At 72.0% G+C, this 10,230-nt stretch carries 9 protein-coding genes and 1 rRNA gene; all 10 read left to right on the plus strand.

The window, feature by feature from the left end:
- Positions 1 to 3 precede the first annotated feature (3 nt).
- A 5S ribosomal RNA gene (rrf, locus tag G6039_RS28755) occupies positions 4 to 120 on the plus strand.
- Between the two features lie 76 nt (positions 121 to 196).
- Positions 197 to 1,447 carry a tetratricopeptide repeat protein gene (locus tag G6039_RS31340; protein WP_080688614.1) on the plus strand — a complete coding sequence of 417 codons (1,251 nt, stop codon included), beginning with the start codon at positions 197 to 199 and terminating at the stop codon, positions 1,445 to 1,447.
- Positions 1,444 to 2,439 carry an HAD-IIA family hydrolase gene (locus G6039_RS28765; RefSeq protein WP_029543881.1) on the plus strand — a complete coding sequence of 332 codons (996 nt, stop codon included), beginning with the start codon at positions 1,444 to 1,446 and terminating at the stop codon, positions 2,437 to 2,439. The genes G6039_RS31340 and G6039_RS28765 overlap by 4 nt, the downstream gene beginning before the upstream one ends.
- A 109-nt stretch (positions 2,440 to 2,548) precedes the next feature.
- Positions 2,549 to 2,719 carry a hypothetical protein gene (locus tag G6039_RS28770; RefSeq protein WP_006936717.1) on the plus strand — a complete coding sequence of 57 codons (171 nt, stop codon included), beginning with the start codon at positions 2,549 to 2,551 and terminating at the stop codon, positions 2,717 to 2,719.
- 1 nt (position 2,720) lies between these two features.
- On the plus strand, positions 2,721 to 3,545 hold the full coding sequence (locus tag G6039_RS28775; protein ID WP_029543877.1) for a TlyA family RNA methyltransferase: 825 nt from the start codon (positions 2,721 to 2,723) through the stop codon (positions 3,543 to 3,545).
- Positions 3,542 to 4,486 (plus strand): NAD kinase, encoded by a 945-nt coding sequence (locus G6039_RS28780; protein ID WP_006936725.1) that lies wholly within the window; start codon positions 3,542 to 3,544, stop codon positions 4,484 to 4,486. The genes G6039_RS28775 and G6039_RS28780 overlap by 4 nt, the downstream gene beginning before the upstream one ends.
- Before the next feature lies 1 nt (position 4,487).
- Positions 4,488 to 6,278 carry a DNA repair protein RecN gene (gene recN / locus G6039_RS28785; RefSeq protein WP_029543875.1) on the plus strand — a complete coding sequence of 597 codons (1,791 nt, stop codon included), beginning with the start codon at positions 4,488 to 4,490 and terminating at the stop codon, positions 6,276 to 6,278.
- Positions 6,279 to 6,333: 55 nt separating this feature from the next.
- Positions 6,334 to 7,518 carry a putative cytokinetic ring protein SteA gene (gene steA / locus G6039_RS28790; protein WP_006936729.1) on the plus strand — a complete coding sequence of 395 codons (1,185 nt, stop codon included), beginning with the start codon at positions 6,334 to 6,336 and terminating at the stop codon, positions 7,516 to 7,518.
- Positions 7,515 to 8,465, plus strand: a complete 951-nt coding sequence (locus G6039_RS28795; RefSeq protein ID WP_006936730.1) for a copper transporter — start codon at positions 7,515 to 7,517, stop codon at positions 8,463 to 8,465. The genes steA and G6039_RS28795 overlap by 4 nt, the downstream gene beginning before the upstream one ends.
- A 159-nt stretch (positions 8,466 to 8,624) precedes the next feature.
- Positions 8,625 to 10,230 (plus strand): CTP synthase (locus tag G6039_RS28800; protein ID WP_164528172.1); only part of this gene is annotated, 1,606 nt, incomplete at its 3' end.

Genomic DNA, 10,230 nt, shown 5'->3' on the forward strand with positions numbered 1-10,230 from the left:
AGTTACGGCGGCCATAGCGGAGGGGAAACGCCCGGTCCCATTCCGAACCCGGAAGCTAAGCCCTCCAGCGCCGATGGTACTGCACCCGACAGGGTGTGGGAGAGTAGGACACCGCCGAACACCCGTTTACGAGAGGGGACCCACCAGTTGGGTCCCCTCTCGTGGTTTTTCTGGTTTTTCATGAAAGGATTTTTCTGTGTCCGACAACGATGGTGAGCGTCGATCCTTCCGGAGTGGAGGGTCCACTCCCAAGTCGGGACGCGGAGACAGCGGCGAGCGCCGCCAGGGTGGCGACCGGGGCCCGGCCCGCGGTGAGGATCGCCGGCAGGGAGTCGCCGGCCGACCGGATCGTCGCGGCGAGGACCGCACTTTCCGCGGGGAACGGCGAAGCGAGCCGGCGAAGGGCTCCGCGGACGACTCCCGCGGGAGTAGCCGCTCGGAGCGACCCCACAGCGATCGCCCGTCGGGGGACCGGCGAGATCGGCCCTACGGTGAGCGGCGCGACGACCGTTCCCGCGACGACCGTTCCCGCGACGACCGTTCCCGCAGCGAGCGCCCGCATCGAGGCACAAACGACGACCGTCGGGACGATCGGCGCACCGGTGACCGGCGCGACGATCGGGGCCGTGACGATCGGCGCACGGGCACGTCCCGTGCTGGCCACGGACCCGAACGGCGAGACGGGGGCGCTCCGCGTCGCCGTGGCGGCGAGGGTGGATTCGGCCCGAGCCGTGGCCGCGAGGGTGCTCCGGCTCCGCGTCGCGAAGCCCGGCCGGACGAGCCGGACCTGCCCGAGGACGTCGAAGCGTCGGACCTCGATCCGACGATCCGCCGGGACCTGCTGAGTCTCGACAAGTCGAACGCCAACGCAGTGGCCCGGCACCTGGTCATGGCCGGCCGCCTGATCGACGACGATCCCCGTCTGGCGCTGGCGCACGCTCGTGCTGCGCGGCAGCGCGCCGGCCGTATCGCCGTGGTTCGTGAGGCAGCGGGCATCACGGCCTACCACGCCGGCGAATGGGCGGAGGCGCTGTCCGAGTTGCGGGCCGCCCGACGAATGGCCGGGGGACCGGGATTGCTGGCGGTCATGGCGGACTGCGAGCGCGGTCTCGGCCGGCCGGAGCGCGCGATCGAGCTGGGCCGCAGCGACGAGGCTCGGGCGCTGACCGGCGACGAGGCCACCGAGCTGCGCATCGTCGTGGCGGGCGCCCGGATGGATCTGGGACAGTTCGACCAGGCGGTGGTCACCCTGCAGACCCCGGACCTGGATGCCTCGCGCACCGGCCCGTCCGCCGCGCGCCTGTTCTATGCGTACGCGGATGCACTCGTGGCCGCGGGACGTACCGAGGACGGATTGAAGTGGTTCCTCAACGCCGCCGCGGCGGATCTCGAGGGGGACACCGACGCCGAGGAACGCGTCGCCGAGCTCACCGGAGAGGATCAGTGACCGGTACATCCGGCGGCGCGTCGTTGCGGGCGCTCTACGACGTACTCCTCCTCGATCTGGACGGCACCGTCTACCGCGGCGCCGAGGCGGTGCCCGGGGCCCGCGAGGCATTGTCGGAGGGTGCCGAGCGGCTGTTCTATGTCACCAACAACGCGAGCCGTCGCCCGGCGGAGGTCGCCAAACACCTGCGCGAACTCGGTTTCGCGGCCGACGAGTCGAGCGTGGTCACCAGTTCCCAGTCCGCGGCCCGGCTGTTGGCCGAGCGGGTCCCGGTCGGCGCCCCGGTGCTGGTTGTGGGTACCGAGGCCCTCGTCGACGAGGTCGCCGCGGTCGGTCTGACTCCGGTGCGTTCCGCGGACGCCGAGCCTGTGGCGGTCGTGCAGGGACACTCCCCGGAGACCGGGTGGGCGATCCTCGCCGAGGCGACGCTCGCACTGCGCTCCGGCGCCCTGTGGGTGGCGACGAACGTCGATTCGACGTTGCCCACCGAGCGGGGCCTGGTGCTCGGGAACGGTTCCATGGTCGCGGCCCTGAGGTCGGCGACGGGCTGTGAGCCGCTGGTGGCGGGCAAACCGGCCGCGCCGCTGCTCGAGGACGCCGTCGTGCGCAGCGGCGCCTCGCGTCCGCTCGTGGTCGGCGACCGGCTCGACACCGACATCGCCGGTGCGAACGCCGTGGGCGCCGATTCGTTGCTGGTGCTGACCGGCGTCAGCACGGTCGCGGACCTGCTCCGGGCGCCGCAGGATCAGCGCCCCACCTATGTGGCCGACTCGCTCGCCGGTCTCGACGCCGAGGCGGCCGCGCTGCGGGTGGGACCGCGCGAGCCGGGAGCGGTGTCGTTCGACGGACGGGATGTGCACCTGGCTTCGGAGTTCGCGGCGGACCCGATGGCCGCGCTGCGGGCCGTGCTCGACGTCGCCTGGGCCAACCCCGGTTTCGGTCGGGTCGTGGCGGCGGACGACCTGCTGGCACGGTGGGGAATATCCCGCTGAGTCGGGTCTGCGTGGTGTGCCGGTTCGTCACCGGCATGCACTAGCGTGGTCGACGATGAGCACGTCGATTCCACGCCCAGGCGACCACCTTCCACGCCCCCATCCGGGCGTGGATCCCGCGTCGATCCATATCGAGGTCGAGGGTCTGCTCACGCGCGCCCGCGACGTCACCGCCGACGGTGAGCCCGATCCGTCCGAGATCATCCCGCGGCAGGCGCAGCTGCTCGAACAGGCGCACGACCTGCTGGTCCAGGCGCTCGCGACCGTGGACAAGATCTGACGTGGCCCGGCGAGCGCGAGTCGACGCGGAGCTGGTGCGCCGGGGCCTCGCCCGGTCCCGCGAGCACGCCGGTGAACTGATCACGGCTGGGCGGGTCCTCGTCAACGGCACCGTCGCGACGAAACCCGCGACCCAGGTCGATCCGGGGGCGCCCCTGCTGGTCACGGAGGTCGCCGAGGAGGTGGCGTGGGCCTCGCGAGGGGCCCACAAGCTGCTCGGCGCCCTCGAGACGTTCACCCCCCAGGGATTGCGGGTCACCGGACGGCGGTGCCTCGACGCCGGGGCTTCCACCGGCGGCTTCACGGACGTCCTGTTGCACGAGGGCGCCCGCGAGGTCGTCGCCGTCGACGTGGGCTACGGCCAGTTGGTGTGGCGGCTGCAGTCCGACGAGCGCGTCCACGTGATCGATCGAACAAACGTGCGTAACATCGGTGCGGACGCGATCGGAGGGCCGGTCGAGTTGGTGGTGGCGGATCTGTCGTTCATCTCGCTGAAGCTGGTGCTCCCGGCGTTCGTGCGGTGCGTGACTCCGGGCGCGGATCTGCTGCCGATGGTCAAACCGCAGTTCGAGGTCGGGAAGGAGCGGGTCGGCAGCGGCGGCGTCGTCCGGGATGCGGCTCTGCGCACCGAGGCGGTCCTCGGTGTCGCCCGGGAGGCCCAGGCTCTGGGGCTGCGTACGCTCGGGGTGGTGGCCAGTCCGCTGCCCGGCCCGTCCGGCAACGTCGAGTACTTCCTGTGGCTGCGCGCCGGGGAACCCGGCCCGGTCGAACTGGGCGCGGACGTGGTCGAACTCGTCGAACGAGCCGTGCAGGAAGGACCCCAGTGACCGCAGATAGTGCAGCGACCGGCCCGGAGCGGGCGACCCGCGAGGTCCTGCTCGTGTCCCACTCGGGGCGGGTCGAGATCGCCGCGACGGCGCAGCGCATGGCGAAGATCTTCGGCGAGGCCGGCATCGGGCTGCGGGTGCTCGACGACGAGGTCGCCAGCACCGGTCTGGGTCCGCTCGCCGGCCCGGACGGACGGGTCCGCATCGTCGAACCCGGACCGGACGCCGCCCGGGGCTGCGAGATGGTGATCGTGCTCGGCGGGGACGGCAGCTTCCTGCGCGCCGCCGAACTGGCCCAGCGCGCCGGGGTGCCCGTGCTCGGAATCAACCTGGGCCGCATCGGTTTCCTCGCCGAGGCCGAGGCCGAACATCTCGAGGAGGCACTGGCGCAGGTGGTGCGCCGCGAGTACCGGGTCGAGGAGCGGATGACGCTGGACGTCGCGATCCGGGTCGACGACGTGATCGTCGACCGGGGGTGGGCGCTGAACGAGGCCAGCCTCGAGAACAAGTCCCGTCTGGGCGTGCTCGAGGTGGTACTCGAGGTCGACGGCCGGCCGGTGTCGGCGTTCGGGTGCGACGGCGTGCTGATCGCCACCCCGACGGGATCGACCGCGTACGCGTTCTCCGCCGGCGGCCCGATCGTGTGGCCGGAACTCGAGGCGTTGCTGGTGATCCCCAGCAACGCGCACGCCCTGTTCGCCCGGCCCATGGTGACCAGCCCGGAGTCGTTGATCGCCGTGGAGACCCTCGCCGGCAGCCACGACGGGCTGGTGTTCTGCGACGGCCGCCGCACCCTGGACCTGCCCGCCGGAGGCCGACTCGAGGTGGTGCGCGGCAAGCACCCGGTGCGGTGGGTGCGGCTGGACTCGGCGCCGTTCGCCGACCGCATGGTGCGCAAGTTCGATCTTCCGGTGAAGGGCTGGCGGGGAAGGAGACTGTGAGGTGCTTGCCGAGATCCGGATCGACAATCTGGGGGTCATCTCCGAGGCCGGCGCCCAGTTCCACGGCGGGCTGACCGTCCTGACCGGCGAAACCGGAGCCGGCAAGACCATGGTCGTGACCAGCCTGCACCTGCTGTCGGGGGCGCGCGCCGACCCCACCCGCGTCCGTGTCGGCGCCTCCCGCGCCGTCGTGGAGGGTCGCTTCTGCATCGATGCCGACGCCGGGTCGAGCGCGGCGGGCGGGGTGCCCAGCCACGTCGAGCGGGAAGTGGCACGCCTGCTCGAGACGACCGGCGCCCAGCGCGACGACGACGGCAGCATCATCGCGGTCCGCACCGTCGGCAGCGACGGCCGCTCCCGCGCCCACCTCGGCGGGCGCAGCGTCCCGGTGGGGGTGCTGTCGGAGTTCACCGATCCGCTGCTGACCGTGCACGGCCAGAACGACCAGTTGCGGCTGCTGCGGCCCGACCAGCAGCGCGCCGCCCTCGACCGGTTCGCCGGCAAGGCGATCGCGCCGCTGCTGGCGGCGTACCAGGAGCACCGCCAGCGGTGGTTGACCGCGCGGGCCGAGCTGAGCGAACGCACCGAGCGGTCCCGGGAGCTCGCGCAGGAGGCGGACCGCCTGCGGTTCGCGCTCGACGAGATCGACGCCGTCGACCCCCAGCCGGGGGAGGACACCCGGATCGTGGCCGAGGTGCGCCGGCTCGGCGACCTCGATTCGTTGCGGGACTCCGCGCAGGGCGCGCAGGCCGCGCTCACCGGCGGGGACGGCGACGACGTGGCCGCGGCGGCTCTGGATCTGCTGGGGGAGTCGCGGGCGCGGCTCGAGGCGGCCGAGGACCCGGCCCTGCGTGAGCTCGGTCCCCGGCTCGACGAGGCCATCGCGGTGGTCACCGACGTCGCCGGCGAGCTGTCCGGATACCTGTCGGACCTGCCGTCGGACCCGGGGGCCCTCGAGACGCTGCTGAACCGCCAGGCGGAGCTGAAATCGCTCACCCGCAAGTACGCCGCGGACATCGACGGTGTGCTCGAGTGGGCTCGCGAGGCCCGCGACCGGCTGTCGAGGATCGACGTGTCCGCCGATGCGGTCGCCGACCTCGCCGCGCGCGCCGATCGCGAGGCGGCCGCCGCCGCCGAGGCCGCGACCGCCCTCTCCGCCGCCCGCAGGAAGGCCGCCGACAAGCTCGCGAAGGCGGTCAGCAAGGAGTTGTCCGGCCTGGCGATGGGCCGGGCGAGTCTGGACGTGCAGGTGCGGGACCGGGAGGCGGGGCCGCAGGACACCGCACCGCTGAAGGTCGGCGGGCGGGTGCTGCACGCCGGCACCTCGGGCGTCGACGACGTCGAGTTCCGGCTCGCCGCGCACAGCGGGGCCCGGTCCCTGCCCATCGCGCGCAGCGCCTCCGGCGGTGAGCTCTCCCGCGTCATGCTCGCGCTCGAGGTGGTGCTGGCCGGGTCCGAACGCGGCGCCACGATGGTGTTCGACGAGGTCGACGCGGGGGTGGGCGGTCGGGCTGCGGTCGAGATCGGCCGGCGCCTGGCCCGCCTGTCGCGCACCCATCAGGTCATCGTGGTCACCCACCTGCCGCAGGTCGCCGCGTTCGCCGACACCCACCTCGTCGTCGACAAAGTCGACGATGCCGGGGGCGTCGTCAGCAGCGGGGTGCGCGCGCTCACCGATACCGAGCGGGTCGCGGAGCTCGCCCGCATGCTCGCCGGCCTCGGCGACACCGAGACGGGCCGGGCCCACGCCGAGGAACTGCTCGCCACCGCGCACGCCGAACGACGAGGCTGATCCCGCCCGGCGCGCCTCCGTTGCCCGGCCCCGGCCCGGGTTCATCATCGATGCCATGAAGATGCCGGCGCTGCTGTCACGCAATAACGAAACGTTGCCCGGAGTGAGCGGCATTGCCCGGGTCGACAAGAACCAGGCCAGGCTCCTGCGCCGGGTCGGTCCCGGCGACATCGTCGTTCTCGACGCCGTCGACATGGACCGCGTCACCGCCGACGCGCTCGTCGAGGCCGGGGTCACCGCCGTGGTCAACGCCTCGACGTCGATCACCGGCCGCTACCCGAACCTCGGCCCGGAGGTGCTCGTCGCCAACGGCATCGCCCTGATCGACAACACCGGTCCCGAGGTGTTCAAGAAGGTCAAGGACGGCGCCAAGGTCCGCCTGCACGAGGGCGGTGTCTACTCCGGGGAACGGTTGCTGATCCAGGGCGAGGAGCAGACCGAAACCGAGATCTCCGACCGCATGATCGAGGCGAAGACCGGCCTGGTCGACCACCTCGAGGCGTTCTCGGGCAACACCATCGAGTTCATCCGTTCGGAGAGCCCGCTGCTCATCGACGGGGTCGGAGTGCCCGACGTCGACGTGGACCTGCGCGACCGGCACGTGGTGGTGGTCGCGGACGGGCCGGACCACGAGCAGGACCTGAAGAACCTCAAGCCGTTCATCAAGGAGTACTCGCCGATCCTCGTGGGCGTCGGCACCGGCGCCGACACCCTCGTCCGGGCCGGATACCGGCCGGATCTGATCGTCGGCGACCCGGACGGGATCGGCACCGAGACCCTCAAGTCCGGCGCCGAGGTGGTGCTGCCCGCCGATCACGACGGCCACGCCCCCGGTCTCGAACGCATCCAGGACCTGGGCATCGGCGCGATGACGTTCCCCGCCACCGGCGCCCCCGCCGACCTGGCGCTGCTGCTGGCCGACCATCACGGCGCCGCCCTCATCGTCACCGTCGGCAGCACCGTCTCGCTCGACGAGTTCTTCGACCAGGGCCGCCGTGACAGCAACCCGTCGGCGTTCATGACCCGGCTCAAGGTGGGGCCGAAACTGGTCGACGCCAAGGCCGTCGCCACCCTCTACCGCAGCCGCGTCTCCGGCGGGGTGATCGCCCTGCTGGTGTTCGCCGCGCTGATCGCCGTGATCGTCGCGTTGATCGTGTCCAACCTCGGCGGCGACGTCGTGGACTGGGCCGTGCAGAGCTGGGACAGTCTCGTGGTGTGGGTGCAGGGGCTGACCGCGTGATCTCGTTGCGTCACCACGCAATCTCGATCGCAGCGGTCTTCCTCGCCCTCGCCGTGGGCATCGTCCTCGGCTCCGGGCTGCTGTCGGACAGCGTCGTCGCCGGGCTCCGCGACGACCGGTCCGAACTGCAGGGCCGGCTGCAGGACGCCGAGGACCGCACCAACGTGCTCACCGAGCAGCTCAACGCGGCCGACGGTTTCGACGCCGCGGTGTCCGGGCGTGTGGTGCGCGACGCGCTCGCCGGCCGCACGGTGCTCATGATCGCCACTCCCGACACCGACCCGGCGGACCTGGACGCGGTGATCCGCACGGTCGAGGCGGCGGGCGCCGCCGTGACCGGCCGGATCTCGCTGACCGAGCCCTTCGTCGACGCCGCCGGCGCCGACCAGCTGCGCACCACCGTCACCAACGTCGTCCCCGCCGGGGTGCAGTTGCAGACCGGCGCCGTGGATCAGGGCAGCCTGGCCGGGGACCTGCTCGGAGCCGTGCTGCTCGTCGAGCCGGCGAGCGGGCAGCCGCGCAGCACCCCCCAGGAACGTGACCTCGCGCTCTCCACGCTGCGGGGCGGCGGCTTCGTCGCGTACGACGACGGGACCGTCGAACCCGCCCAGACCGCCATCGTCGTCACCGGCGACGGGGGAGCCGGCGCCGAGGGCGGCGGCAACCGCGGTGCGCTGCTGGCCCGCTTCGCCGCCGCGTTCGACTCCCGCGGTGCCGGCACGGTCCTGGCCGGGCGGCCCGGCGCCGCCGTCGGCAACGGGGCCGTCGCGGTGGTGCGGGCCGACGCGGCGCTGTCGGCCGGTCTGTCCACCGTCGACACCGTCGACCGCGAATCCGGCCGCATCACCACGGTGCTGGCGCTGCAGGAACAGCTCGCCGGGGTGTCGGGCCGGTACGGAACCGGCCCCAACGCCGGCGCCGTCACCGTCGGAACCGCCGCCCGCTGACGGGCGCGGCGCGGCGAACGGTGTGATCCCCGTCCGATCCGGGCGAGTCGTGCACGCGGGACCCACGACAGGTGTTACCGTGAAGTTCCGTGGGTCGTGCAGGCCCCAGCAGTTCCGTCATCAGTCCGAAGTCCTGCACCAGACGTCACGGGAGCTTCTTTGCCACAGTCACGCCACTCGCGTACCGCCACCAAGCACATCTTCGTCAGCGGGGGCGTCGCCTCCTCACTGGGCAAGGGGCTGACGGCATCGAGCCTGGGCGCTCTTCTCACCGCGCGCGGCATGCGCGTGACCATGCAGAAGCTCGACCCCTACCTGAACGTCGACCCCGGCACCATGAACCCCTTCCAGCACGGCGAGGTCTTCGTCACCGAGGACGGCGCCGAAACCGACCTGGACGTGGGCCACTACGAACGCTTCCTCGACCGCGATCTCAACGCCGCCGCCAACGTCACCACCGGCCAGATCTACTCCACGGTCATCGCCAAGGAGCGGCGCGGCGAATACCTCGGCGACACCGTCCAGGTGATCCCGCACATCACCGACGAGATCAAGAACCGGATCATGGCGATGGCCGGCCCCGACAAGGACGGCAACGTTCCCGACGTGATCATCACCGAGATCGGTGGCACCGTCGGCGACATCGAGTCCCAGCCGTTCCTCGAGGCGGCCCGTCAGGTCCGTCACGACGTCGGCCGCGGCAACGTCTTCTTCCTGCACGTCTCCCTCGTGCCCTATCTGGCCCCGTCGGGTGAGCTGAAAACCAAGCCCACCCAGCACTCGGTGGCGGCGCTGCGCAACATCGGCATCCAGCCCGACGCGCTGGTGCTGCGCTGCGATCGGGAGGTCCCCGCCGCCCTCAAGGCGAAGATCGCACTGATGTGCGACGTGGACGTCGACGGCTGCATCTCCTGCCCCGACGCCCCGTCGATCTACGACATCCCCAAGGTCCTGCACCGCGAAGGACTCGACGCCTACGTCGTCCGCCAGCTCGGCCTGCCGTTCCGCGACGTGGACTGGACCGTGTGGGGCGACCTGCTCGACCGGGTGCACCAGCCGCGTGAGACCGTGCGGGTCGCGCTCGTCGGCAAGTACGTCGACCTGCCCGACGCCTACCTGTCGGTCACCGAGGCGCTGCGCGCCGGTGGTTTCGCGCACCGCGCCAAGGTCGACATCCGCTGGGTGCCCTCCGACGACTGCGAGACCGAGGCCGGCGCCCAGGCCGCGCTCGGCGACGTGGACGCGGTCCTGATCCCCGGAGGCTTCGGCATCCGCGGCATCGAGGGCAAACTCGGCGCGATCCGCTACGCCCGCACCCGCAAGATCCCGCTGCTCGGCCTGTGCCTGGGCCTGCAGTGCGTGGTCATCGAGGCGGCCCGCTCGGTGGGCATCACCGACGCGAACTCCGCCGAGTTCGATCCCGACACCACCCATCCGGTGATCTCCACGATGGCCGATCAGGAGCAGGCCGTCGCCGGCGAGGCCGATCTCGGCGGCACGATGCGGCTCGGCGCCTACCCGGCCGTACTCGCCAAGGGCTCGGTCGTCGCCCGCGCCTACGGCGGCGAGCAGGTCTCCGAGCGGCACCGCCACCGCTACGAGGTCAACAACGCCTACCGCGACCGGATCGCCAAGTCGGGCCTGAGGTTCTCGGGCACCTCCCCGGACGGGCATCTCGTCGAGTTCGTCGAGTACCCCGCCGACCTGCACCCGTTCTTCGTGGCCACCCAGGCGCATCCCGAGCTCAAGAGCCGCCCCACCCGCC

This window comes from Rhodococcus aetherivorans (assembly GCF_011058165.1).
GTDB classification, from domain to species: Bacteria; Actinomycetota; Actinomycetes; order Mycobacteriales; family Mycobacteriaceae; genus Rhodococcus; species Rhodococcus aetherivorans.

Coding starts and splice junctions, on each gene's coding strand:
- steA (WP_006936729.1), top strand. CDS start 6,334: ATGAAGATGCCGGCGCTGCTGTCACGCAATAACGAAACGTTGCCCGGA.